Annotated in this window: 24 protein-coding genes; 16 read left to right on the forward strand and 8 right to left on the reverse strand. The window is 70.6% G+C overall.

The window, feature by feature from the left end; genetic code table 11:
* The 3 genes from TFC3_RS09255 to TFC3_RS09265 all read left to right on the forward strand — a co-directional run.
* Positions 1-1,203: AAA family ATPase (locus TFC3_RS09255; RefSeq protein ID WP_236718041.1), on the forward strand; the 1,203-nt coding region annotated here is incomplete at its 5' end.
* Positions 1,204-1,285: 82 nt separating this feature from the next.
* Positions 1,286-4,819 (forward strand): DNA polymerase III subunit alpha, encoded by a 3,534-nt coding sequence (dnaE, locus tag TFC3_RS09260; protein ID WP_067498163.1) that lies wholly within the window; start codon positions 1,286-1,288, stop codon positions 4,817-4,819.
* A gap of 43 nt (positions 4,820-4,862) precedes the next feature.
* Positions 4,863-5,591 (forward strand): DUF2567 domain-containing protein, encoded by a 729-nt coding sequence (locus tag TFC3_RS09265; RefSeq protein WP_067498169.1) that lies wholly within the window; start codon positions 4,863-4,865, stop codon positions 5,589-5,591.
* On the opposite strand, the gene TFC3_RS09270 is transcribed toward TFC3_RS09265, so the two are convergent.
* Complete coding sequence (locus TFC3_RS09270; RefSeq protein WP_067498172.1) at positions 5,506-6,231, reverse strand: LON peptidase substrate-binding domain-containing protein; 726 nt, start codon at positions 6,229-6,231, stop codon at positions 5,506-5,508. The genes TFC3_RS09265 and TFC3_RS09270 overlap by 86 nt on opposite strands.
* A gap of 150 nt (positions 6,232-6,381) precedes the next feature.
* On the opposite strand from TFC3_RS09270, the gene hisD reads away from it, so the two are divergent.
* The 8 genes from hisD to hisF are packed head-to-tail and all read left to right on the forward strand — an operon-like array spanning position 6,382 to position 12,014.
* A complete protein-coding gene (hisD, locus tag TFC3_RS09275) occupies positions 6,382-7,704 on the forward strand; it encodes a histidinol dehydrogenase (RefSeq protein WP_067498175.1) in 1,323 nt (440 codons plus the stop codon).
* Positions 7,701-8,777 carry a histidinol-phosphate transaminase gene (locus TFC3_RS09280; RefSeq protein WP_067498178.1) on the forward strand — a complete coding sequence of 359 codons (1,077 nt, stop codon included), beginning with the start codon at positions 7,701-7,703 and terminating at the stop codon, positions 8,775-8,777. Before hisD ends, TFC3_RS09280 begins: the two co-directional genes overlap by 4 nt.
* Complete coding sequence (hisB, locus tag TFC3_RS09285; protein ID WP_067498182.1) at positions 8,774-9,385, forward strand: imidazoleglycerol-phosphate dehydratase HisB; 612 nt, start codon at positions 8,774-8,776, stop codon at positions 9,383-9,385. Before TFC3_RS09280 ends, hisB begins: the two co-directional genes overlap by 4 nt.
* Positions 9,382-9,549 (forward strand): hypothetical protein, encoded by a 168-nt coding sequence (locus tag TFC3_RS38505; RefSeq protein ID WP_173745311.1) that lies wholly within the window; start codon positions 9,382-9,384, stop codon positions 9,547-9,549. Before hisB ends, TFC3_RS38505 begins: the two co-directional genes overlap by 4 nt.
* Positions 9,550-9,560: 11 nt before the next feature.
* Positions 9,561-10,181 carry an imidazole glycerol phosphate synthase subunit HisH gene (gene hisH / locus TFC3_RS09290; protein ID WP_067498186.1) on the forward strand — a complete coding sequence of 207 codons (621 nt, stop codon included), beginning with the start codon at positions 9,561-9,563 and terminating at the stop codon, positions 10,179-10,181.
* 12 nt (positions 10,182-10,193) lie between these two features.
* Positions 10,194-10,511 carry a hypothetical protein gene (locus TFC3_RS09295; RefSeq protein WP_067498189.1) on the forward strand — a complete coding sequence of 106 codons (318 nt, stop codon included), beginning with the start codon at positions 10,194-10,196 and terminating at the stop codon, positions 10,509-10,511.
* Positions 10,512-10,524: 13 nt separating this feature from the next.
* Positions 10,525-11,256, forward strand: a complete 732-nt coding sequence (gene priA, locus TFC3_RS09300) for a bifunctional 1-(5-phosphoribosyl)-5-((5-phosphoribosylamino)methylideneamino)imidazole-4-carboxamide isomerase/phosphoribosylanthranilate isomerase PriA (RefSeq protein ID WP_067498191.1) — start codon at positions 10,525-10,527, stop codon at positions 11,254-11,256.
* Complete coding sequence (gene hisF, locus TFC3_RS09305; RefSeq protein ID WP_067498194.1) at positions 11,253-12,014, forward strand: imidazole glycerol phosphate synthase subunit HisF; 762 nt, start codon at positions 11,253-11,255, stop codon at positions 12,012-12,014. Before priA ends, hisF begins: the two co-directional genes overlap by 4 nt.
* Before the next feature lie 21 nt (positions 12,015-12,035).
* On the opposite strand, the gene TFC3_RS09310 is transcribed toward hisF, so the two are convergent.
* A complete protein-coding gene (locus TFC3_RS09310; RefSeq protein WP_067498197.1) occupies positions 12,036-12,464 on the reverse strand; it encodes a hypothetical protein in 429 nt (142 codons plus the stop codon).
* Between the two features lie 98 nt (positions 12,465-12,562).
* Complete coding sequence (locus tag TFC3_RS09315) at positions 12,563-13,222, reverse strand: YitT family protein (protein ID WP_067498201.1); 660 nt, start codon at positions 13,220-13,222, stop codon at positions 12,563-12,565.
* 59 nt (positions 13,223-13,281) lie between these two features.
* On the opposite strand from TFC3_RS09315, the gene TFC3_RS09320 reads away from it, so the two are divergent.
* From TFC3_RS09320 to TFC3_RS09330, 3 genes are all read left to right on the forward strand, one after another.
* A complete protein-coding gene (locus TFC3_RS09320; RefSeq protein ID WP_067498206.1) occupies positions 13,282-14,736 on the forward strand; it encodes a PLP-dependent aminotransferase family protein in 1,455 nt (484 codons plus the stop codon).
* A gap of 70 nt (positions 14,737-14,806) precedes the next feature.
* Complete coding sequence (locus TFC3_RS09325; RefSeq protein ID WP_082771943.1) at positions 14,807-16,399, forward strand: methyl-accepting chemotaxis protein; 1,593 nt, start codon at positions 14,807-14,809, stop codon at positions 16,397-16,399.
* Between the two features lie 71 nt (positions 16,400-16,470).
* Positions 16,471-17,019: a dihydrofolate reductase family protein gene (locus TFC3_RS09330; protein ID WP_067498211.1), complete on the forward strand. Its 549-nt coding sequence runs from the start codon at positions 16,471-16,473 to the stop codon at positions 17,017-17,019.
* 11 nt (positions 17,020-17,030) lie between these two features.
* On the opposite strand, the gene TFC3_RS09335 is transcribed toward TFC3_RS09330, so the two are convergent.
* From TFC3_RS09335 to TFC3_RS09345, 3 genes are all read right to left on the reverse strand, one after another.
* The gene (locus tag TFC3_RS09335; protein ID WP_067498214.1) at positions 17,031-18,854 is read right to left on the reverse strand and encodes a long-chain fatty acid--CoA ligase; all 1,824 of its coding nucleotides are present in this window, start codon (positions 18,852-18,854) and stop codon (positions 17,031-17,033) included.
* 364 nt (positions 18,855-19,218) lie between these two features.
* Entirely contained in the window at positions 19,219-20,469 is a 1,251-nt protein-coding gene (locus TFC3_RS09340; protein ID WP_067498216.1) for a HAMP domain-containing sensor histidine kinase, read from the reverse strand.
* The gene (locus tag TFC3_RS09345; RefSeq protein ID WP_067498219.1) at positions 20,466-21,149 is read right to left on the reverse strand and encodes a response regulator transcription factor; all 684 of its coding nucleotides are present in this window, start codon (positions 21,147-21,149) and stop codon (positions 20,466-20,468) included. Before TFC3_RS09345 ends, TFC3_RS09340 begins: the two co-directional genes overlap by 4 nt.
* Positions 21,150-21,251: 102 nt before the next feature.
* Here TFC3_RS09345 and TFC3_RS09350 point away from each other — a divergent pair, with 102 nt between their 5' ends.
* Positions 21,252-21,707 carry a hypothetical protein gene (locus TFC3_RS09350; protein ID WP_153040156.1) on the forward strand — a complete coding sequence of 152 codons (456 nt, stop codon included), beginning with the start codon at positions 21,252-21,254 and terminating at the stop codon, positions 21,705-21,707.
* Between the two features lie 113 nt (positions 21,708-21,820).
* Complete coding sequence (locus TFC3_RS09355) at positions 21,821-23,206, forward strand: PLP-dependent aminotransferase family protein (RefSeq protein ID WP_067498225.1); 1,386 nt, start codon at positions 21,821-21,823, stop codon at positions 23,204-23,206.
* Here TFC3_RS09355 and TFC3_RS09360 read toward each other — a convergent pair.
* Entirely contained in the window at positions 23,110-24,390 is a 1,281-nt protein-coding gene (locus TFC3_RS09360; RefSeq protein WP_067498228.1) for an APC family permease, read from the reverse strand. The two genes, TFC3_RS09355 and TFC3_RS09360, sit on opposite strands and share 97 nt — an antisense overlap.
* 65 nt (positions 24,391-24,455) lie before the next feature.
* Positions 24,456-25,070, reverse strand: coding sequence for a TIGR03085 family metal-binding protein (locus tag TFC3_RS09365; protein ID WP_067498231.1), 615 nt, complete (start codon positions 25,068-25,070; stop codon positions 24,456-24,458).
* Positions 25,071-25,118 lie beyond the last annotated feature (48 nt).

The following is a 25,118-nucleotide window of genomic DNA, read 5'->3' on the forward strand; positions in this document are numbered from 1 at the left end:
GCCGAAACCCGCCCCAGCCAAGGCCAGCCCGACCAGAGCCACCCCGACGCACCCCGCCTCGACCCGGCCCGCCCGGATGCACCCCGCCTCGACCCGGTCCGCCCGGATTCAGGCCGCCTCGACCCGGCCGGCTCCGACGCAGCACGTCCCGCCAATCCCCTCGACGCCCGCCGGCAGTCCCGCATAGGCGAAGGTTTCCAGGCGCGCCCGGACAGCGACCATCACAGCTTCTTCAACCCTGCCACCCGCTCCGTACCCCCGCCGCGCGGCGCCGCCTCGGTTGGTTCGGCGTCCGTGCTTCCGCCTCCTCCGGCTCCGGTGCGGCCGCAGCTCTCGGCGCCCAGTCCGACTTCGCCCGCCGCTGCGCACATCGAGTGGCGGCAGACCCGGGCCGAACCCGGGGATGTCGCCGCCTCGTTGTTGCGGCGCAAGCTGGGTAATCCCCGGGTGCTGGCGTTCGCCAATCCGAAGGGTGGGGTGCACAAGACCACCGCCACCGTGCTTGCCGCAGCCACCATTGGCAGCGTCCGGGGCCGGGGTGTGCTCGCCTGGGATGACAACGAGTTGCGCGGGACCCTCGGATTGCGGGCCGGCAGTGCGCGGCATGCCCGGACGATCCGGCATCTTGTTGAGGACCTGGTCGAGATCGAGGGCTTGCACGCCAACGAGTTGATGCAGTTCTTCGACGGCTACCTTCGCCATGCTTCCGACGGGTCTTACGACGTGCTGGCCGGGGAGGAGAATCCTCGGTTCGCGCAGCGCCTTGATCAAAGCACTGTGCGGCGGGTGATGGACTTGCTGCGGCGTACCCATGATGTGATCTGCGTGGATACCGGCAACAACGTCGAGAGTGTCAACTGGCAGACCGTGATGCGCAGTGCCGACCAGCTTGTCGTTACTACCGTGCCGCGCGAGGATGCCGCGTTCACCGCTGACTGGATGCTGGACGTTCTCAACGAGACCGGCATGGAGGATCTCGTAGCCAACGCGGTGACGTTGATCTCCTGCCCCTCGCCGGGCAAGCTTCCCCTTCTGGACGACCTGGCGAAGCATTTTGCCACCCGTACGAGGGCAGTCGCCGTCGTCCCTTATGACCCTGCTCTTGAGGTCGGATCCTCGATCGAGTACGGCGTTCTGCAGCCCGAGACCAAGCAGGCCTGGCTGCGAGCTGCCGCTGTGATGATCGAGCCATTCGCCGAATAGGTGGGTGTCGGCGGTGCCGCTCCCGGCGGCTCGGTACTAGGCTCGCAGGGCTGGAACCGCCGCGGGAGTAAGGGGGCCCTGGGTGTCTGACTCGTTCGTGCACCTGCACGTGCACACCGAGTATTCGATGCTCGACGGAGCCGCCCGGGTGAAGGAGTTGCTGGCCGAAGCCAACCGCCTGGGCATGCCCGCCGCGGCGATCACCGACCACGGCAACATGCACGGGGCGTTCGACTTCTACACCCAGGCCAAGTCGGCCGGCGTGACCCCGGTCATCGGGGTGGAGGCCTACGTCGCCCCCGAGTCGCGGCTCACCAAGAGCCGGATCAAGTGGGGCCGTCCGGAGCAGAAGAGCGACGACATCTCCGGTAACGGTGCGTACACCCACATGACGATGTGGGCGCGCAACGCCGTGGGTCTGAAGAACCTCTTCCGGCTCAACTCGCGGGCCTCCATGGAGGGCCAGCTCGGCAAGTACCCGCGCATGGACTTCGACATCATCGCCGAGCACGCCGAGGGCATCATGGGCACCACCGGCTGCCCGTCCGGCGCGGTGCAGACCCGCCTGCGCCTCGGTCAGTTCGATGAGGCGCTCAAGTCCGCCGCCCTCTACCAGGAGGCGCTGGGCAAGGAGAACTACTTCCTTGAGATCATGGACCATGGGCTGTCCATCGAGCGCCGGGTCCGCGACGGGCTCCTCGAGATCGGCAAGAAGCTCAACATCAAGCCGCTGGTCACCAACGACTCGCACTACACCCACGAGGCCCAGGCCGAGGCGCACGACGTGCTGCTCTGCGTGCAGACCGGCAGCAACGTGGCCGACCCCAACCGGTTCCGCTTCGACGGCGCCGGCTACTTCGTGAAGTCGGCCGACCAGATGCGGGCCGTCGACTCCTCCGAGGCATGGCAGGAGGGCTGCCGCAACACCCTGCTGGTCGCCGAGCGGGTCGACACCGACGGCATGTTCACCTTCAAGAACCTGATGCCGCGGTTCCCCATCCCGGACGGCTACTCCGAGGAGGAGTTCTTCCGGCACACCGCGTTCGAGGGGCTCAAGCACCGGTTCCCCGGCGGCATCCCCGAGACCCACATCCGCCAGGCCGAGTACGAGCTGGACATCATCAACAAGATGGGGTTCCCGTCGTACTTCCTCGTGGTCGCCGACTTCATCCAGTGGTCGAAGCGCAACGGGATCGCGGTGGGGCCGGGGCGTGGTTCGGCTGCCGGTTCGCTCATCGCGTACGCCATGGGCATCACCGACCTTGACCCGCTCCCGCACGGGCTGATCTTCGAGCGGTTCCTCAACCCCGAGCGTATTTCCATGCCCGATGTCGACATCGACTTCGACGAGCGCCGCCGCGGTGAGGTCATCCGCTACGTCACCGAGCGCTGGGGCGAGGACAAGGTCGCGCAGATCGCCACGTTCGGCACGATCAAGGCCAAGGCCGCGATCAAGGACGCCGCCCGGGTGCTCGGCTACCCGTTCGCCGTGGGCGATCGCATCACCAAGGCCATGCCGCCGGACGTGATGGGCAAGGGCATCCCGCTGTCGGGCATCTTCGACAAGGAGCACAAGCGCTACAACGAGGCCGGGGAGATCCGCTCGCTGTACGAGCAGGAGCCCGACGTCAAGAAGGTGATCGACACCGCCCGCGGCATCGAGGGCCTGATCCGCCAGACGGGTGTGCACGCGGCCGGCGTCATCATGAGCGCCGAGCCGATCATCGACCACATCCCGTTGATGCGCCGGGCCTCCGACGGCGTCATCATCACGCAGTTCGACTACCCGACCTGCGAGACGCTGGGCCTGCTCAAGATGGACTTCCTGGGCCTGCGCAACCTGACGATCATCGATGACGCGGTCAAGAACATCACGCTCAACCATGACTTCGAGCTCGACCTGCTGGGTCTGCCGCTGGACGACCCGAAGGCGTACGAGCTGCTGGCCCGTGGCGACACCCTCGGCGTGTTCCAGCTCGACGGTGGCCCGATGCGCTCGCTGCTGCGGCTGATGAAGCCCGACAATTTCGAGGACATCTCCGCCGTGCTGGCGCTGTACCGCCCGGGTCCGATGGGTGTCGACTCGCACACCAACTACGCGCTGCGCAAGAACAAGCTGCAGGAGATCACCCCGATCCACCCGGAACTCGAGGAGCCGCTGCGCGAGATCCTCGAACCGACGTACGGCCTGATCGTCTATCAGGAGCAGGTGCAGCGCGCCGCGCAGATCCTCGCCGGCTACTCGCTCGGGCAGGCCGACCTGCTGCGCCGGGCCATGGGTAAGAAGAAGAAGGAGATCCTCGACAAGGAGTTCGTGCCGTTCCAGCTCGGCTGTCGCGAGCACGGCTACTCCGACGAGGCGATCCAGGCGGTGTGGGACGTGCTGGTGCCGTTCGCCGGTTACGCGTTCAACAAGGCGCACTCGGCGGCGTACGGGCTGGTCTCCTACTGGACCGCCTACCTCAAGGCGCACTACCCGGCCGAATACATGGCCGGACTGCTGACCTCGGTGGGCGACGACAAGGACAAGATGGCGATGTACCTGGCCGAGTGCCGGCGCATGGGCATCCAGGTCCTGCCGCCCGACGTCAACCAGTCGGCCGGCCCGTTCACCCCGGTCGGCAAGGACATCCGTTTCGGGCTGGGCGCGGTACGCAACGTCGGCGCCAACGTGGTGGAGTCGATCGCCCGGTGCCGCGAGGAGAAGAGCGAGTACAAGGACTTCTACGACTTCCTGTCCAAGGTCGAGGCGGTGGTCTGCAACAAGCGGACGGTGGAATCGCTGATCAAGGCCGGGGCGTTCGACTCGCTCGGGCACAGCCGCAAGGGCCTGCTCGCGGTGCACGCCGAGGCGATCGACGCGTTCGCCGACGTCAAGCGCAAGGAAGCCACCGGGCAGTTCGACCTGTTCGGCGCGTTCGGCGACGACGCGGGCGGCAGCTCGGCGACGGTGGCGATGCCGACCATCACCGATGACGAGTGGGACAAGCGCGACAAGCTGTCGTTCGAGCGGGAGATGCTCGGGCTGTACGTCTCCGACCACCCGCTCGCCGGTCTGGAACAGGTGCTGGCCAACGCCGCGGACACCACCATCGCCTCGCTCAACGAGGAAGGCTCGGTGCCCGACGGCCAGGTCGTCACGCTGGCCGGCATCCTCACCGGGGTGCAGCGCCGGATCACCAAGCAGGGCCGGGCCTGGGCGTCGGCCACGCTGGAGGATCTGGCCGGTGGGGTGGAGGCGTTGTTCTTTCCCAACACCTACGAGGTGATCGGTCAGTACATCGCCGAGGACGCGATCGTCGTGGTCAAGGGCCGGGTCGACCGGCGCGACGACACCCCGCGGATCATGGCGATGGACATGTCGATGCCCGACGTCACCCACAACCCCGACACCAAGCCGATCACGCTGACCATGCCGATCACCCGGTGCACCCCGCCGCTGGTCAGCGAGCTGAAGGAGATCCTGGTCAGCCATCCCGGCGACAGCGAGGTGCACGTGCACCTGCTCAACGGCAGCCGCAAGACGGTGATGCGCCTGGGCGGGTTCAAGGTGTCGCCCACCCCGGCGCTGCGGGCCGACCTGAAGATGATCCTCGGCCCGTCGGCAGTTGCCTGATGGCCGGCAGCATCGTCACAGGCAGACCTGGCAGGATCGCGTCGTGAGTCACGACCCCGCCTACCCGTTCGGAGCGCCGCCCGCGCCGCAAGAGGTGCCGCCCGCGCCGGATGACAAGCCCGATGAGCCGGCCGGGGACAAGCGGTCCTGGCGTCGTGCGGTATCGGTCACGATTTTGATCATCGTGGCGATGGCTGTGATCGGCGCCCTGCTGGGGGTCCTCTGGTCCTGGCTCGCGCCGTCGGTGCCGGTGATCAATGCCGGTCAGAACGGCATCGTGGTGAACGACCCGTCGCCGGAGGAGTACATCGCCGCCGACGGCTGGTTCACGCTGATCAGCTTCGCGTTCGGGCTGGTCGCGGCGGTGGTTGCCTGGCTGGTGCTGCGCCGCGACCGGGGGCCGGCAATCCTGGCCGGGGTGACCCTGGGCGGGCTGGTCTCGACGCTGACCACCTGGTTCGTCGGCCGCCAGATCGGGCTGGGCGAGTGGAACGACTGGCAGCACAGCTCGGCGCCGGGCGACACCTTCCAGCGGCCGCCGGATCTGCACGCGCACGGGGCGCTGCTGGTCACCGCGTTCGCCGCCGTGATCGTCACCACGCTGCTGGCCGGCTGGTCCAACGACCCCAACCTCGACCAGCCGGGCGCGAAACCTGGCTACGGCCGGGACCTGACCGGCGACGGGCTCAGTTCGGGCTCACCGGCCGGGCCAGATCCGACAGCGGCACCGGAACCGCCCGCACCCTCGCCAGCAGACCAGCCTCGCGGTTGAGCAGCCGCAACTCGGCGCGCAGCCGGGTCGCGGTGTCCGGCGCGGCAAGCAGATCCTGCCGCTCGTCGGTGGTCAGCTGCGCGGTCGCGGCGATCAGGTGCGACAGCACTGTCGGGTCGTCCGGGATCTGATCGAGCACCTCGGAGTCCGGGCGCAGCAGGTCCAGGTAGGTGCGAAAGGCCGCCAGCACCCGCGGCGCGAGCAGTTCCGCGGTCTCGTCGGTGGCGTCCTCGTCGGGCAGCCACTCCACCTCGGCGGTCAGATAGGGGTGGGTGCCGGTCGCCAGGCCGAGCAGCCGGAAGCGCCGGCGACCCACCGTCACGATGTCGAAGCGGCCGTCCGGCAGCTCGGTGACCTGCCGCAACTCGGCGGTGCAGCCCACGTCGTAGAGCTGGTCGGCCGACACCGGGGGCGCCTCGGGCCGCTCGGTGTCGTCGTCGCCCGGCCCGGCTTCGACGGGCAGCGGCGCCTCTAGTCCCTGGCGCAGCGTGATCACACCGAACTCGTGCGGATCGTCGTCGGTGGTGGCGACCAGGTCGCGCACCAGCGTGCGGTATCGCTCCTCGAAGATGTGCAAGGGCAGCACCAGGCCGGGAAAGAGCACCGTGCCCAGCGGGAAGACCGGGAGAATCGCGCCCACCCGACGAGCGTATCGGCACGATCGCCTTCTGCGCGCGCCCCGGGACGGTGATCTTTTGTCGCCGCGCTCACATAAGCCGCATAGTGTCCGTTCCCACTGCCCGGGATGCGGCACCCGGTTGCGGCGGGGGCGAGTTCTAGACTTGGCGGCGTGTTGAACCGGATCGACCTGCGCGGTTCCCGCCGGGACCCGCGCGGTCTGCTGCCCCGCGCCCAGCTCGACGTCTCCCAGGCTGTCGAGAAGATCAAACCCGTCGTGGAAGCGGTCCGGGAGCATGGTTTCGCAGCGATCCGCGAGGCCACCGAGCGATTCGACGGGGTACGCCCAGAGCGCCTCCGCGTCCCCCAGCAAGCCATCGACCAGGCCGCAGCCACCCTCGACCCCGACGTGCGCGCCGCCCTGCTGGTGTCCATCGAGCGCGCCCGCAAGGTCCACGCCGACCAGCGCCGCACCGACGTCACCACCCAGGTCGTGCCCGGCGGCTCTGTCACCGAGCGCTGGGTTCCGGTCACCCGGGTGGGCCTCTATGTCCCCGGCGGCCTGGCCGTGCTCGCCTCCACCGTGGTCATGAACGTGGTGCCCGCGCAGGAAGCCGGTGTGACCTCGCTGGTCGTGGCGAGCCCGCCGCAGCAGTCGAACAACGGACTGCCCGACCCGACCATCCTCGGCGCGTGCGCCCTGCTCGGGGTCACCGAGGTCTACGCGGTCGGCGGCGCGCAGGCCATCGCCATGCTGGGCTACGGCTCCACCGGCGCCGACGAGACCGACGGCTGCGCCCCGGTCGACATCATCACCGGCCCCGGCAACATCTGGGTCACCGCGGCCAAGCGGCTGCTGCAGGGCACCGTCGGCATCGACGCCGAGGCCGGCCCGACCGAGATCGCGATCCTGGCCGACGAAACGGCGTCCCCGGCGCACGTGGCCGCCGACCTGATCAGCCAGGCCGAGCACGACCCGCTGGCCGCCAGCGTGCTGGTCACCGACTCCCCGGCGCTGGCCGGCGCGGTCGACGCCGAGCTGGTCACCCAGGTCAGCGCGACCAAGCACGAGGCTCGGGTGCGCGAGTCGCTGGGCGGGCGGCAGTCCGGCATCGTGCTCGTCGACGACCTCGAGCAGGGGCTCACGGTGGTCGACGCGTACGCCGCCGAGCACCTGGAGATCCAGACCCGCGGCGCCCGCGAGTTGGCCATGCGCGTGCGCAACGCCGGGGCGATCTTCGTCGGCGCCTACTCCCCGGTGTCGCTGGGCGACTACGCGGCCGGGTCCAACCACGTGCTCCCGACCGCGGGCTGCGCGCGGCACTCCTCCGGGCTGTCGGTGCAGTCGTTCCTGCGGGGCATCCACGTGATCGAATACGACGAGGCCGCGCTGCGCGACGTCGCCCCGCACGTGGTGGCGCTGGCCAACGCCGAGGACCTGCCCGCCCACGGTCAGGCAGTGGCGGCCCGCTTCACCGGCGGCGGTGCCGCATGACCACCATCGATGACCTGCCGATTCGCGACGATTTGCGGGGCAGGTCGGCGTACGGGGCACCGCAGCTCGACGTCGCCGTGCGGCTGAACACCAACGAGAACTCGTACCCGGTGCCCGATGCCGTGATCGACGCCATCGCCAAGGCGGTGCAGGCCGAGCTGCGCGATCTCAACCGCTACCCCGACCGCGACGCGGTGGCCCTGCGCACCGATCTGGCCGATTACCTCGGTCACGGCCTCACCACCGCCAACCTGTGGGCCGCCAACGGCTCCAACGAGGTGCAGCAGCAACTGTTGCAGGCGTTCGCCGGTCCGGGCCGGGTGGCGCTCGGCTTCGGCCCGTCGTATTCGATGCACCCGCTGCTCGCCGTGGGCACCGGCACCCGCTGGATCGGCGCGCTGCGCGACCCCGGCTTCGGGCTCACCCCGGCGGCGGCGGTCGAACAGATCCGCGAGCACCAGCCCGACCTGGTGTTCCTGTGCTCGCCGAACAACCCGACGGGCACCGCGCTCGACCCCGAGGTCATCGACGCGGTGCTGGCCGCCGCGCCCGGCATGGTCATCGTGGACGAGGCCTACGCGGAATTCGCCCGGCCCGGCACGCCCAGCGCACTGAGCCTGCTGCCGGGGCACCCGCGGCTGGTCGTCTCGCGCACGATGAGCAAGGCGTTCGGGTTCGCCGGAGGCCGGCTGGGTTACCTGGCCGCCGACCCGGCAGTGGTCGACGCCGTGCAGTTGGTGCGGCTGCCGTACCACCTGTCCTCGCTGACCCAGGCCGCCGCGCGGGCCGCCTTGGCCCAGCGGGACGCGCTGCTGGCCACCGTCGACGCGATCAAGGCCCAGCGGGACCGAATCGTCGGCACCCTGCGCGAGCGGGGCCTCCCGGTCGCCGACAGCGACGCCAACTTCGTGCTGTTCGCCACCGGCGGCGACCAGAAAGCCGTTTGGCAGGCGTTCCTCGACCGCGGCGTGCTGATCCGCGACGTCGGCCTGCCCGGCTGGCTGCGCGTCACCGCCGGCGATCCCACCGAGACTTCCGCATTTCTGAACGCCGCCGAGGAGATCCTGTCGTGAGCCGCACCGCGCGCATCGAGCGCGTCACCAACGAGACCAAGGTGCTCGTCGAGATCGACCTCGACGGCACCGGCCAGGGCAACCTGTCCACCGGCGTCGGCTTCTACGACCACATGCTCAACCAACTGGCCAAGCACGGCGGCTTCGACCTGACCGTGCGCACCGAGGGCGACCTCGAGATCGACGCGCACCACACAATGGAGGACACCGCGCTCGCCCTGGGCGAGGCGTTCGCCAGGGCGCTGGGTGACAAGGCCGGCATCCGCCGCTACGGCTCGGCCACCATCCCGATGGACGAGGTGCTCTGCCGCGCCGCCGTCGACCTGTCCGGCCGGCCGTACGTGGTGCACGACGAACCGGCCTTGGCGCCGTACATCGGGCCGGTCTACCCGACCAGCATGACCCGGCACATCTTCGAGTCGTTCGGGCACGCCGCCAAGGTCACCCTGCACGTCAGCGTGCTGCGCGCGGCCCGTGAGGGCGGTCACCCCGACGCCCACCACGTGGTCGAGGCGCAGTTCAAGGCGTTCTCCCGGGCGCTGCGCGAGGCCGTCGAGATCGACCCGCGCAACGCCGGCGCGCTACCGTCCACCAAGGGCGTGCTGTGAGCCTGGTCCCGGTTCTGCTGCTCGGGCTCGCCGGCATCCTGGTCGGCGGCGTGGTCAGCCTGGCCCGCCAGGGTGCCACCAAGTTCTCCATCGGCCTCGTCGCCGCCCTCGCGCTGCTCGCCCTGGCCGGCGGCGTGCTCTGGCTGATCCCGGGCGACTCGTGAACGGGGAACCTATGAAAAACGTCGTCATCCTCGACTACGGCTCGGGCAACCTGCGCTCGGCCGAGCGAGCCGTCGCCCGCACCGGTGTCAAGGTCACCGTGACCGACGACCTGACGGCTGCGGCCGACGCGGATGGGCTGGTGGTGCCCGGGGTCGGCGCGTACGCGGCGTGCATGGCCGGCATCGAGAAGCTCGGCGCCCGATCGGTCATCGCCGACCGGGTGGCTGCCGGGCGCCCGGTGCTCGGCATCTGCGTCGGCATGCAGATCCTGTTCGAGACCGGCGTGGAGCACGGCGTCGAGACCCGGGGACTGGGTCTGCTGCCCGGGGCGGTTACCAAGCTGGCCGCTCAGCGCATCCCGCACATGGGCTGGAACACGGTCACCGCGCCGGGCGACTCGGTGCTGCTCCACGGGCTGGGCCCGGACGCACGGTTCTACTTCGTCCACTCGTACGCGGCCTGCGACCTCCCGGCGTTGCAGGCGGCCGGGGCCAGGGTGACTACGGCCAGCCATGACCAGCCGTTCGCCGCGGTTGTCGAGCACGATGCGTTGTCCGCGGCGCAGTTCCACCCGGAGAAGAGTTCGGACGCCGGCTACGCCCTGCTGCGCAACTGGGTCAGCGGGCTGTGAGCTGCTGACCCGATGAGCAAGGAACGGGCGCGGCGGCGGGCGGAGCGGCTCGCCGTGCTGGAGCGCGAGAAAGCAGCCCGGGCTCGCAAGGTCGTGCGGCGTGATCGGCGGCGTTCGCTGGTCCGTAAGCTGACCCCGCAACGGCGCAGCTCCGGCCGGCTCTATCGGCGCAGCCGGGCCCAGCGAGCCGGGATCGTGGTCATCCCGCTGCTGGCGGCCGCGCTGGTGTGGTTTCTCGTACCGGATCTGGCTTTGCGCCTGGTCTTCATCGTTTTGATTGTTCTTGTTCTGCCGGCCCTGGTCGTCGTTGTCCTGGGCCGGCGTAGCTGATCGGAGTTTGCCAGTGACCCTGCACCTGCTGCCCGCCGTCGATGTCGCGGACGGCCAGGCGGTTCGCCTCGTTCAGGGCGCCGCCGGCTCCGAAACCAGCTACGGCGACCCGCTGGAGGCGGCCCTGGCGTGGCAGAACGACGGCGCCGGCTGGGTGCACCTGGTCGACCTGGACGCCGCGTTCGGCCGGGGCTCCAACGCCGCGCTGCTGGCCGAGGTGGTCGCCCGGCTCGACGTCAAGGTGGAGCTCTCCGGCGGCATCCGTGACGACGAAACGTTGCGTGCGGCGCTGGGCACCGGCGCGGCCCGGGTCAACATCGGCACCGCCGCGCTCGAGGATCCCCAGTGGTGCGACCGCATCTGCGGCGAGTACGGCGACCGGGTGGCCATCGGTCTCGATGTGCGTGGCCGTACCCTGTCGGCCCGCGGCTGGACCCGCGACGGCGGCGACCTGTACGAGGTTCTCGCCCGCCTCGACAAGGCCGGCGCGGCCCGCTATGTGGTTACCGACATCACCAAGGACGGCACCATGAAGGGCCCCAACCTCGACCTGCTGCGGGAGGTCTGCTCGCACACCCCGGCCCCGGTCATCGCCAGCGGCGGAGTCTCCACGCTGGATGATCTGCGGGCGCTCAAGGGCCTCGAAGCCGGCGGCGTGGAAGGCGTGATCGCGGGCAAGGCGCTGTACGCGGGCGCGTTCACGGTCGCGCAGGCCCTCGAGGTGCTGGCCGGGGAATCGGCATGACGGTGGCGGTGCGGGTGATCCCATGTCTCGACGTGGACGCGGGCCGGGTGGTCAAGGGCGTCAACTTCGTCGACCTGCGTGACGCCGGTGACCCGGTCGAGCTGGCCGCCGCCTATGACGCCGCCGGGGCCGACGAGCTGACGTTCCTGGACGTCACCGCGTCCTCCGACGACCGCGGCACCATGCTGGACGTGGTCCGGCGCACCGCCGAGAGCGTGTTCATCCCGCTGACCGTGGGCGGCGGGGTGCGTTCGGTGGACAACGTCGACACCCTGCTGCGCGCCGGGGCCGACAAGGTGGGCGTGAACACCGCGGCCATCAACCGCCCCGAGCTGATCTCCGAGATCGCCGACCGGTTCGGCAACCAGGTGCTGGTGCTCTCGCTCGATGTACGCCGCGCGTCCGGGCACGACAGCGGCTGGGAGGTCACCACGCACGGTGGCCGCCGCTCGGCCGGGCTTGACGCGGTGCAGTGGGCGCACCGGGTGGCCGAGCTCGGCGCCGGGGAGATCCTGCTCAACTCGATGGACGCCGACGGCACCAAGGCCGGCTTCGACTTGGAGCTGATCGCGGCGGTCCGCGAGGTGGTCGCCATCCCGGTGATCGCCAGCGGGGGAGCGGGCGCGGTGGCACACTTCCCGCCGGCGGTGGCGGCGGGCGCGGACGCGGTGCTCGCGGCCAGCGTCTTCCACTTCGGCGAGCTGACCATCGGCCAGGTCAAAGAAAGCCTGCGCGCCGCCGGAAACCCGATCCGCTGAAGCGAGGCCGACCCGCGCGGGTCAGCGCCCGTCGGCGAGGCGCAACGAATACTCGCGCAGCGCGGCGTTGTAGGTCTTGTCGTCGAGTTTCCAGTCCGATTCGCCGGGGGTGGCGACCCGGTTGAGCTGGGTCTGCAGCGTGACCACCGCCGAGGACAGCCCGCTGAACGGCCGGGTGCGCCACAGTTGCTCGCCTGCCGTGGCCACCTGGATCAGGTCGTCGTCGACGGTGAGCAGCCCGGCGCCGGTCAGCCGGCGCAGGGCTTCTTCCAGCTCCGAGCGGCTGGGGACGCTGTGGTGCAGGAAGTCGGCCGCGGCCAGCACATCGGCGAAGCTGGCCCCGGTCACGGGCAGAGCGGCGTGCAGGGCGCGGTCCCGCTCAAGGCGCTCGGCGATGACCGCGGAGACGAAGATCCACGCGTCGTTCCAATGCCAGCCGCCAGCCCCCATGTCGCAATGATGCCGTCTGAGCGCCGAACCGGAAAGCGAATGTGGCCCGGTGATCACCAAGCTGTGTCCGGCGGCTCCGGACAATTCACCCGGCACGGTCACCGAGGGTGCGGATCGGGCGTCCTATCTGGATACTGAATCTCTGCGCGCGGGCGCTCGGGCACCGTGAACATCGGCAGGAAGAGCTGCACCAGCGGGCCGATGGCCAGGGCGTAGGCGATCGTGCCCAGCCCCAGCGTGCCGCCCAGGGCAAAACCCACTGCCAGGACGAACAGCTCGATTGCGGTACGAACCAAGCGCACCGAAAGCCGCGGAAAGCGCTTCACGATCCCGGTCATCAGCCCGTCGCGCGGACCCGGACCGAACCGGGCACCGATGTACATCGCCGTGGCCACGCCGTTCAGCACGATCCCGCCCAGCAGGCAGGCGACCCGCAGCGGCATCGGATGGGCGGGCCCGAGCATGGCCAGAGCCCCGTCCGCGGCGAACCCGACGACCACCAGGTTCGCGATGGTGCCGAAGCCGGGGCGCTGGCGCAGCGGGATCCAGATCAGCAGCACCGGGATGCCGGTGAGGATCACCACCCAGCCGAACGAGATGCCGGTGGCCTTCGAGACGCCCTGGTGGAACACGTCCCAGGAGGTGAGCCCGAGGCTCGATTCGATCATGAACGCCATGCTCACGCCGTACAGGACGAGGCCCGCGAAGAGCTGGACGACTCGTCTCGCCAGGGTGAAGCGGTTGCCATGATCAGCCATAGATGCCACTCTGAGGGCCAATCCTGGGACTTGATAGAGCCAATTTGGCGGAGGTGGCTGTGACGACCTCGGTTCGCGGGGGCCAATTGGCGCGCCTGCTCGGACAGTGGCACTCGTTGCCGGGGCGTCATCGCAGTCCCGGCTACGCGGCGCTGGCCGGGGCGATCCGGGGGTTGCTCAGCGATGGCCGGTTACCCCTGGGCGTACGGCTCCCCGCGGAGCGCGAGCTGGCCGAATCCCTGAGCGTGAGCCGCACCACCGTGTCCGCGGCCTATCGCGGCCTGCGCGAGAGCGGGCACCTGACCAGCCGGCGCGGCGCCGGGAGCTGGACCACCCTGCCCAACGGCCATCGGGTGGCCACCTCGGGACTGTGGACCCCGGACGAGGACCTGGACATGATCGACCTCGGGGTGGCCGCCTCCGCCGCGCCGGTCGAGCTGGTGCCCGCCGCCCGCGCCGCCGCCGACGACCTGCCACGCTTCCTCGGCACCGCCGGCTACCGACCGGCCGGGCTGAGCGAGCTGCGCGACACCGTGGCCGCAAATTACACCGCCCGCGGCGTGCCGACCAGCGCCGAGCAGATCCTCATCACCAGCGGCACCCAGCAGGCCCTCGACCTGGTGCTGCGGCTGTCCGTGCCGGCCGGCGCGCCGGTGCTGGTGGAGTTGCCGACATATCCGAACGCGCTGGCCGCGCTGGCTGCGCGCCGGGCCCGGATCAGCACCCACGGACTGGACGCGGCCACCGGCTGGGATGCCGAGCTGCTGCTCGGGGCGCTGCGCCAGACCCGGCCCCGGCTGGCGTACCTGATCCCGGAATTTCAGAATCCGACCGGCCACCTCATGCCCGCCGATCTGCGGCAACGCCTGGTCGCGGCGGCCCACGCCACCGGTACGGAACTGGTAGCCGACGAATCGTTCGTGGATCTGCCCCTGGACGGCACCGAGATGCCCCCGCCCGTCGCGGTGTTCGACAGGCACTCGCGGGTGGTGTCGATCGGCGGCATGAGCAAGGCCTACTGGGGCGGCATCCGGATCGGCTGGGTCCGCGCGTCGGCCCCGCTGGTGCAGCGGCTTGCCGCGCTGCGCGTCGGGGTGGACATGGGCAGCCCGGTGCTGGAGCAGTTGGTTGCCGTGCGGCTGTTGCGCGACGCCGAGACGATCGTGGCCGCGCGCCGGGCCCAGCTCGAGGCGCGCCGCGACGCGCTGGCCGCCGCGCTGCGCGAGCACCTGCCGGAGTGGCGGTTCTTCCTGCCCTCGGGTGGCACGATGCTCTGGGCCGAGCTCGACGGCCCGATCTCCAGTGCGCTGGCGCGGGCGGCCGAGGACGTGGGGGTGCGGCTGGCCCCGGGCCCCCGCTTCGGGCTCGACGGCACCCTCGAACGCTTCATCCGGCTGCCCTACGCCCTGCCCGCCGACGAGCTGGTCGAGGCCATCAAGCGGATCGCCTCGGTACGCTATGACCTGGACCGGGCATCGCGCCCGACCTGGCGCAGTCCCGTGGTGATCGCCTGACTTTCACCTCGAACGGGCGACGGCAGTCACTCATGCTTGAAAAATCAAGGACGCCGCCGATAAGTCAAGTGTGTCCAGACTCAGCATCAGTCGCCGCCTCGCGCTGGCGTTCTCCCTCGCCGTCATCGCCATGATCGTCCTCGCCGTGGTCGGGGTGGTCCGGGTCAACTCGATCAACGATCGGTTGAGCACGATCAACGACCTGAACGGCGTCAAGGAGCGGTACGCGATCAACTTCCGCGGCAGCGTGCACGACCGGGCCATCGCCGTGCGCGACGTCGTGCTGGCCTCCTCGCCGGCCGATGCCCAGGACGAGGTCGCCAAGATCGACGAGCTGGCCGCCAAGTACAGCGACTCGGCGACGAAAATGGACGCCCTGTTCGCCGCCGGCGGCAACGCCAACGCCGAGGAGCGCGCCGACCTGGCCGCGATCAAGGCCATCGAGACCAAGACGCTGCCGCTGATCAAGCAGATCGTCAGCCTGCAGGCCGCGGGCGACACCGAGCAGGCCCTGGCCGTGCTGAACCAGTCGGCCAAGCAGGCGTTCGTCGACTGGCTGGCCTCGATCAACAAGCTGATCGACCTGGAAGAGGCGATGAACCACGTGGAGACCGGGTACGCCCGGTCCACTGCCGATGGCTTCCTGCTGTTCATGGGCATCCTCTGCGCCGCCGCCGTGCTGCTGGCCGTGCTGGTGGGCTGGTTCATCACCCGCAGCATCACCCGCCCGCTGAACCAGGCCGTCACCGTGCTGGACGCGGTCGCCGCCGGTGACCTGACCAGCCGGTTGGACGTCACCGCCCGTGACGAGATGGGCCACATGGCCCGCTCGATGAACCGCGCGCTCGACACGGTCAGCAACGTGATGCCGTCCTTCGGGCGTACGGCCACCGGCGTGGCGGCGATCAGCGACCGCATCGCCGAGCTGTCGGACCGGATCGCCGGGGACGCGGCCGAGTCCGCCGCGCAGACCAGCACGGTCACCGCGTCGGCGAGCGATGTCTCCGGGAGCGTGCAGACCGTGGCCGCCGGTGCTCAGGAGATGGGTGACTCGATCCGCGAGATCGCGCACAGCGCCACCGAGGCGGTGACCGTGGCCAACCAGGCGGTGGCGACGGTGGAGACCACCACGCAGACCGTGACGCAGCTCGGGCAGTCCAGCCAGACCATCGGCGAGGTCGTCAAGGTCATCACCTCGATCGCCGCGCAGACCAACCTGCTCGCACTCAACGCCACCATCGAGGCCGCCCGGGCCGGTGACGCGGGCAAGGGCTTCGCGGTGGTCGCCAACGAGGTGAAGGAGCTGTCGCAGGAGACCGCCCGCGCCACCGAGGATATCGCCCGGCGGGTCGAGGCAATCCAGGACGACAGCGCAAAGGCGGTCACCGGCATCGCCGAGGTGGCCCGCATCATCGACCAGATCAACGCCTACCAGACCACCATTGCCTCGGCGGTCGAGGAGCAGACCGCCACGACGGCCGAGATGAACCGCAGCCTGAACGAGGCAGCCAGCGGGTCCGGGCAGATCGCCGGCACGGTTGGCAGCGTGGCAGCGGCGGTGCGTACCACCAGCGAGTCGGCGGCGGAGTCGCAGACCGCAGCACGCGAGCTGGCGGCCATCTCCGCCGAGTTGCAGGAGCTGGTAGGCAAGTTCCAGTACTGAGTCTGCGGAATCCTGAGCAAGATGTACGGCAGAGGCTACCGATTGCAAATCGCAACCGGTAGCCTCTCGTCATGGCGAAGCTCGTATACAGCGGCATCACATCCCTCGACGGCTACATCGAGGACGAGAAGGGCTCGTTCGACTTCCTCGAACCCACCGAGGAACTGCACAACTTCATCAAGGACTACGAGAGCACGATCGGCACCTCGCTGTACGGCCGGCGCCTCTACGAGATGATGGTCTACTGGGAGACCGCTACCGAGGGCCCCGAGTACCAGCGTGAGTACGGCAAGGTCTGGCGCGACACCGACAAGATCGTCTACTCGTCGACGCTGACCGAGGTGAGCAGCGCGCGCACCCGCATCGAGCCGGTGTTCGACCCGGAGGCAGTGCGCGCGCTCAAGGAGTCAGCCGATCGGGACCTGAGCATCGGCGGGCCGGCTTTGGCGGTGCACGCGCTGCGCGCCGGGCTCGTCGACGAGATCCGGATGTGGGTCGCCCCGGTCAGCCTGGGCGGTGGCAAACCGCTGCTGCCGGTGGGGCTGCGCCTCGAGCTGAGCCTGCTGGAGGAGCGCAGGTTCGCCAACGGCACGGTCCACCTGCGCTACCGGGTCAGCTGAGGCGACCCCTCCTACATCTTGGCGAGCGAGTCGGCGTACATCTTGTCGATCTGCTCGGCGAAGTTGGCCTCGACCCCGCGGCGCTTGATCTTCATCGAGGGCGTCACCTCGCCGTGCTCGACGCTGAGGTCGCGGGGCAGGATGGCGAACTTCTTCACCGTCTCCCAGCGGTTGAGCTTGCCGTTGAGCTCCTCGACGTACGCCGCGATCATCTTCTCGGTCTCCGGCGCCGCGACGATCTCCGCGTAGGACTTGCCGGCCAGCGGGCCGCCCGCGGCCCAGGAGGCGATCGCGTCCTCGTCAAGGCTGATCAGCATGGTGACGAAGTTGCGCGACTGGCCCACCACGACCGCCTGCGAGGTGTACGGGCACACCGCCTTGAACATGCCCTCGATCGCCGAGGGCGCGATGTACTTGCCGCCCGAGGTCTTGACCAGGTCCTTCTTGCGGTCGGTGATGCGCAGATAGCCGTCGGCGTCGAGCTCGCCGATGTCGCCGGTGCGCAGGAACCCGTCCTCGGTGAACGCCTCGGCGGTCTCCTTGGGCAGGTTGTGGTAGCCGCGCATTACCGGCGCGCCCTTGACCAGCACTTCGCCGTCGTGGTCGAGGCGGCACTCGAGATCGCCGAGCGGCTCGCCGACCGAGCCGATCTTGAGCCGGCCCAGCCGGTTGACGAAGATGGCAGCGCTGGTCTCGGTGAGCCCGTAGCCCTCCAGGATGGGCAGGTTGGCGGCGGCGAAGAACTCGGCGATGTCGCGGCCCAGCGGCGCCGCCCCGGAGACCTGCAGGCGCATGTTGCCGCCCAGGCGCTGCTGCAGCTTGCTGAACACCAGCTTCTCGGCGACCGCGTACTTGGCCTTCACGCTCGCGGGCACCGGCATGCCGGCCTGCTCCAGCGCGACCTTGCGTTTGCCGAGCTTCACCGCCCACTGGAAGATCTTCGCCTTGGCGCCGCCGCCGGCCATCGCCGTGGTGACCGCCCGGTTGTAGACCTTCTCGTAGATGCGTGGCGCGGCGGCCATCAGCGTGGGCTGCACCATCGGCAGCAGCTCGGTCAGCTTGTCCACCCGGCCGTCGACGTAGGTTGCCACGCCCACGTGCAGCACGCCGCAGATCAGGCACTTGCCGAACGCGTGGGCCAGCGGCAGCCAGAGGAAGTGCAGGTCGGTGGACTCGAACAGACCGAACCCGCCCTGCGCGACGCCCTCCCAGCACCAGCAGGCGTGGGTGAGCTGCACGCCCTTGGGGCGCCCGGTGGTGCCCGAGGTGTAGATCAACGTGGCCAGGTTGTCCGGGCCCAGGCTGTCGACGATGCCCTCAATCAGGCCGGGGTTGTCGCCGAGGTGGGCGCGCCCACGCTCCTCCAGCTCGGCCAGGCTCAGCTGGGGCGGCTGCGCCCCGGCGTCGGCCAGCCCCTCGATGAGCACGACGTGGGTGACCGAGTTGCCGGTGCCGGCCAGCTTCTGCGCCTGCTTGGCGTTCTCCGCGATGACAACCTTGGAACCCGAGTCGGCCACGATGTAGGCGGCTTCCTCCGGCTCGGTGGTCGGGTAGACGGTGGTGGTCGCGCCGCCCGCCAGGTTGACCGCCAGGTCGGCCAGCACCCATTCCAGCCGGGTGTTGGAGATGATCGCGACGCGGTCCTCGATGCCGACCCCGAGCGCCACGAGACCCGCCGCGATGGCCCTCGTGCGGTCCCCCACCTGCGCCCAGGTCAACCAGTCGATGCCGCTGTCGTCGGCGTTCGGACCACCGAAGGCCTTGCCGTCCGGCGTCGCCGCAACCCGCTGCAGCAGCATGTCGGGAATCGACCGGTAGGGAACTTCGAGTGTCATCGGCGCCGCCTCTTTGCGTCTGAGTGGGGGTGTAACGGCCGTGTTACCGAAGGGTATTGCCCCGGAGTCAGGCGCACCAGACCGGCCCGTCCCCAGCCTCAGCTTAGCCACGCACGGAAAGCAGGGCGTCCGGGCATGATCGGCCCCCGCACCCTCCTGACCTTCCCGGCGTCCGCCCCTTTCCGGTACGTCCACAGCCCCCGGTCAGCGCTCAGTCCCAGTCGTGGTGGCCGTGGGGGAGACCGTCGCCGCTGGGCGGCAGTGGCGCCGCCCGTGGTCAAGGCGGATGCGAGTTGTGTCCGGCTGACACCAAGAGGTTCGCGTGGCGAGGCCAGCGGCACGCCGTGTGATCGCTGGGCCCCGGTCAGGGAAGCTCCAGCCGGACCAGGGCGCCACCGTCGGGGCCGGTTTCGACGCGCAGGGAGCCACCCGAGGTCTCGGCTGCGCGCCGGGCGATGTCCAGGCCGAGGCCGGTTGAGCCGGCTCCGGACGTGCCCCGGTGCAGGGCTTCGGCGGGGAACCCGGGGCCGGCGTCGCTGACCTCGAGGATGGCTCCGGGGCCGCCGGGACGGGCCCGCAGCCGCACACCGAAGGCGGTGCCGTCCGGGGTGTGCGCGAACACGTTGCCCAGCAAGGCGTCGAGCGCGGCGGCCAACTCGTCCTCGGGGATGCTGACCGGCAGGGGCACGGCCGGGAGCTCTGAACGTACCTGCCGATCGGTGTCCTCGGCCAGCACCGACCAGAACGCCACCCGGTCCCGGACCACCGCCGTGGCATCGCAGGTCTGCTTCTCGCCGCCTCGCCGGCGGGCCTGCTGGATGACCGTGGTGACCGCCCGTTCGATCGAGTCCGCGGCCGCCGCGACCCGTTCGGCCTCGCCCGGGATGCTCAGCGACTCGACCTCCAGCCGCAGCGCGGTCAGCGGCGTGCGCAACCGATGCGACAGATCGGCCACCTGCTCGCGTTCCTCGCGCAGCAGATCCTGGATGCGGCCCGCCAGATGGTTGAGGGCAGCGGCCACTTCCTGGACCTCCGGCGGCCCCTCGGGAGCCGCGCGGGCGGACAGCTCGGCCAGGGCCAACCGGTGCGAGACGGCGGACAGCGCGGTGATCGGCGCGACCAGGGTGAGCGCGAGCCGATCGGCGACCAGCAACCCCAGCAGAACCAGCGCCACGCCCAGGCCCGCCAGCGCCAGCCACGAGCGGGTCACCCCGGCGTTCAGCTCGGCCGCCGGCACCACGGTACGGATGGCGTACGTCCCCTGCCGGCTCGACACCGGCACCACGATCTCGCGCCCGGCGCCGGTCTGCACCGACAGCGACCGCAGCGTCGCGATGGACAGGCGCACCGCAGGGGTCGGCTCGGCCGGCGCGCCCAGCACCGCCCCACCCGGCGCGAACACGCTCACCGGCACCGGCTGACCCTGTACGGACAGGGCCACGTCGTCGTCGGAGTTGCTGCCGATCAGCGGCACGATCGTCTGCAGCACCCCGGTGGCCCGCCCGACCGCCCGGTCCGCGGCCACCTGCGGGAGCAGCAGCGCCAGCGGGACCAGGAAGGCGAGCAGCACCAGGCAGGTCGTCGCCGCCACGAGCAGCGTCAACCGGCGTCTCATGCCGGCTCGCTCAGGCGCACCCCGACCCCGCGCACGGTGTGCAGGTAGCGCGGGGCCTGCGCGGTCTCGCCGAGCTTGCGCCGCAGCCACGACAGGTGCACGTCCACCGTCTTGTCGGCACCGCCGTACGGCACCTGCCACACCTCGCTGAGCAGTTCCTTCTTGGTGACCACCTGCCCGGCGCGGGTGGCGAGATGGCGCAGCAGGTCGAATTCGCGCGGGGTGAGGTCCAGGTTCTGCCCATCGAGCGAGGCCGTCCGCGCCCCGGCGTCGATGCGCAGGCCGCCGACGGTGATCGCCACCGGATCGGTTGCTCCGGCTCCGCCGCGGCGCAGCACCGCGCGCACCCGGGCATCGAGCTGCGCGGCGGTGAACGGCTTGATCACGTAGTCGTCGGCTCCGGCGTCGAGCACCCGCACTATCTCGGTCTCGTCGTCGCGCGCGGTCGCCACGATCACCGGCACGGTGCTGACCGCGCGCAGCATCCGCAGCACCTCCCGGCCGTCGAGGTCGGGCAGCCCCAGGTCGAGCACGACCAGGTCGGGGCGTTCGGCCAGGGCGGTCTGCAAGCCGTCCATCGCGGTGTGCGAGGCCGCGACGGCATGCCCGCGCTCGCGCAGTGCTCGCAGCAGATTGGTGCGGATAGCCGCGTCATCCTCGATCAACAGCAGGTGAGCCACGCCCGCACGGTATCCGAGCGGGCCGCTCAGACGCCGTTCTCAACCGCCTCTTAGCGTGCCGCGGGGCATCCCCTCAGCCAGCGGTCGGGCATAGTCGACCGGGTGAACCGTCGCATGGTGCTTGTCGCCGCCGGCTGGCTGGGCGCGGCCCTGCTGGCCGTGCTGGCCGGCATCGCCGCGATCGGTGTGCTCGGCGCCGGCCTGACGTCACAGCAGAACCGCCCGCTCACCGCCGCCGAGGTCAACGAGCTTCTCCGGCAGGTTCCGTCGCCCACGCCGTCGACGGCGGCCCCCACTCCCTCCGCCTCGCAGGCGGTGGGCGCCAAACCGGCGCCGTCCAGCCGCACCCTGACGACCCGCGCGGGCACCATCGTCGCCAGTTGCTCCGGCGCTCGCCCGGAGATCGTGTCCATGTCCCCGCGGCAGGGCTGGTCGCTGCATGAGCGCGAGGGCGACGAGGGCGAGTTCCGCAGCACCTCGGACAACCACGACCGGGTCAAGTTCAGCGTGTCCTGTGACGCCGGGCATCCACAGCTGGTGCTCAGAAAAGATTTTTGACCTTTCCGGCCGCGCCGGCGGGCACCCGGCGTGGCCGGCCGGAGCCGACCGGCTGTCGTGCAGGACCCGGCCTCGGAGCGCGCCGCGTCGGGCGGATCGGCCAGGATGGGCGCATGGATCTGCCGATCAGCCTGGAGGGCCGGGGCGAGCGCACGGTGGTCGTCTACCGGGCGCTGCGCGAGGCCATCATGGACGGCCGGCTGCCGGCGGGGTTGAGACTGCCGGCCAGCCGGACGCTGTCGGCCGATCTCGGCGTCGGGCGCAACAGCGTGACAAACGCCTACGAGCGGCTGGTCGCCGAGGGCTATCTGAGCGCGCGGGCCGGGGCGGGGACGTTCGTGATGGCGGTACGCGGCAAGCCCCGGCTCCTGCGCGCACCGGCCGACCCGTTGCAGCCGCGTGACGGGTGGACCTATGAGCCGCTGCGCACCAGCGGCGAGCAGGTCAAGCCGCGCTACGACTTTCGCACCGGGATCCCCGACGTGCGGTTGTTCCCGTTCGACACCTGGCGGCGGATGGTGGCCGCCGAGCTACGCGCCGGCGCCCACGATCCTGGCGGGTACGCCGCGCCCGAGGGGCATCCGGCGTTGCGGGAGGCCATCGCCCGTTATCTGGGTTACGCGCGGTCGCTGCGGGTGGGGCCGGAGGACGTGCTGATCACCAACGGGACGCAGCACTCGCTGGATCTGATCGGCCGGGTGCTGTTGCAACCCGGCGATGTCGTGGCGGTCGAGGCGCCGGGTTACCCACCGGCGCGGCGGTTGTTCACCTCGCTGGGGGCGCGAGCTGTGGACGTACCGGTGGATCGGGAGGGTTTGGTGGTTGATGCTCTTCCCGAAGCGGTGCGGCTGGTCTACACCACGCCGTCGCACCAGTACCCACTCGGGCGGGCGATGAGCCTGACCCGCCGTCACGCGTTGCTGGACTGGGCGCGGGACCGGCAAGCCGCGGTGATCGAGGACGACTACGACAGCGAGTTCCGGTTCTCCGCGCGCCCGCTGGAGCCGTTGCACAGCCTTGACAGCGCCGGCCGGGTGCTCTATTTGGGCACGTTCTCGAAGTCCATGTTGCCCAGCGTGCGCACGGGTTTCGTGCTGGCACCCCCAGCCCTGAGGTCCGCGCTGGCCGCCGCCCGGCAGTTGAGCGACGGCTACGGGCAGATCGCGGTGCAGGCCGCCCTGGCCCGGTTCATCGACGAGGGGCAGCTGGCCAGGCACGTGCGCAAGGCATCGAAGGCCTATGCCGAGCGTCATTCCCGCATCGTGGCCATGCTGAGCCGCCACCCCGGGGTGGAGGTGCTCCCGTCGGCGGCCGGGCTGCACGTCACCGCGCTGGCCCCCGACTCCACCCGGGTCGTGGTGGCCGCGGCCAAGCAGGGGGCGGTGGCCGACGACCTGGCGGCCTACGTCAGCGAGTCGACCGGGTTCGTGTTCGGGTTCGGCGCGATCGACCCGGCGTCGATCGAGGAAGGGCTGTCGGTCTTCCTGCGCCTGGTGTAAAGCACCGCACCGGCGGCGAGCACCAGGCTCCACAGGGCGGGCAGGCCGTTGAGCACGAGCAGGGCCAGCACGGCGGCCAGGGAGAAGCCGGCGCCACGGCGGGACCAGCCGCGTGGGAGCAGGCGCAGGGCGGCGGCCGTGCCCATGATGTAGACCAGCGTGAAGCAGCCGGTGACCAGCAGCATCGAGGTGTGCAGGGTCAGCGGCAGGGCGACCGAGGCGAGGCTGGCCAGTGTGACGAAGACCAGCGACTTGCGGGTGGAGCCGAACGGGCGCAGCGGTAACGCGCCCTCGCGGGCCAGGGCCTCGCCGAGCCGGGACGCGCCGGCCACATAGGCGTTCATCGCGCCGAGGGTCAGCAGGACCGCCACGATCGCGGTGACGATGCGGACCGGCCCGCCGACCCCGGCGGCCAGCAGGTCGGCCAGCGGGGCGTCGCTGTCCCCGGCCGCCGAGCCGAGCACGAGCACGCTGGTCGCCGCGATTGCGAAGTACAGCACGCCGACCACGAGCACGGCGGTGATGGTGGCGCGGGGGACGTCGCGCTGCGGGTCGCGGTATTCGCCGGACAGCGACGAGACCGCCTCCCAGCCCGCGAAGCCCCACACCAGCACGGCGGCCGCGGCGCCGATGCCCGCCGGCCCGTGCGGCGCGAACGGCGCGAGGTTGGCCAGCTTCGCATGCGGCAGCGCGGCGATCACGGTGACCACGAGCAGCGTGGCCAGCACCGCGGTCAGCGCCAGCCCGGCGCGGCCCGAGACCCGCAGCCCGAACCAGTTCATCACCACGACCACGGCGAGGCAGAACAGGAAGGTGGCCAGCCCCGTGACCCGGCCACCTCCCAGCACATCGGCGACATAGCCACCGGCGAAGGCGGCCGCGGCGGGGGCGCCGAGCGGCACGGCGAAGAAGAACGACCAACCCACGGCCGCGGCGGCGCGGGGTCCGAAGGCGCTGCGGACGTACGTGGAGACGCCCCCGGCCCCCGGGAAACGCGCCCCCATTGCGGCGAAGGTCCAGGCCAGCGGTGCCGACAGCAGGATCAGCGCGAGCCAGGCGACCAGCGAGGCGGGCCCGGCCACGTCGGCGGCCAGCGCCGGCATCGAGATGACACCGGTGCCCAGGACCGCGCCGATGCTGAGTGCGGTGCCTTGGGCACGAGAAAGAGAGCCCGTCGAGGTCATGATCCGAGCCTAGGCAGCAACTGGCCCCCCGCCAGAGCCGATTTCCGGGCGTGTGGAGGAGCCAATCAACGGCCGAGCTTGGCCTCGCGGATGCTCTGGTCGCCGGTCACCTGCACCTCGGCGACGCGTTGGCGGCCGAACAGGAACAGGGCCAGCTCGCCGGGCGCACCGGTGATCACCGACTGCGGCTGGCCGTCGCCCACCTGCAGCACCCCGTAGCCCGGCGCCTCGATCCGGATCGGCTTGCGGTCGCGCAGGCTCAGCCGCGCGTTGACCTTTGCCGCCTTCCAGAGCGCCATCTGCTGATCGTGGCCCAGGGTGCGCGGTTCCCAGCCCGGCTGGGCCCGGCGGATGTCCTCGTGGTGGATGAAGAACTCGCCGGCGTTGAGCAACTCGTCGGTCAGCTGGTTGCTCACCGGGCTCCACCACGGCGGGGTGCGCAGCTCGGCGATGACCTCCTCGTAGGGCCGGGCCGCCTTGGCCTTGCGCACCTGCTCGCTGTGCCCGGCCAGCGCGGGCACGAAGTTGCCGAGCGTGGAGTCGGGGCGGCGTTCGCGGACCACGAGGTGCGCGGCCAGGTCACGGGTGGTCCAGCCCTCGCAGCAGGTGGGCGCGTCCGGCCCGATGCTGGTGAGCAGGTCGGCGACAAGGCGGCGTTCGACGCGCGCGTGGTCCGTCATGACTCGATCCTAGGCCGGTGGCGGGCACCCGGGTCGCGCGGCGTTCGC

The organism is Actinoplanes sp. TFC3, assembly GCF_001553785.1.
Lineage (GTDB): Bacteria > Actinomycetota > Actinomycetes > Mycobacteriales > Micromonosporaceae > Actinoplanes.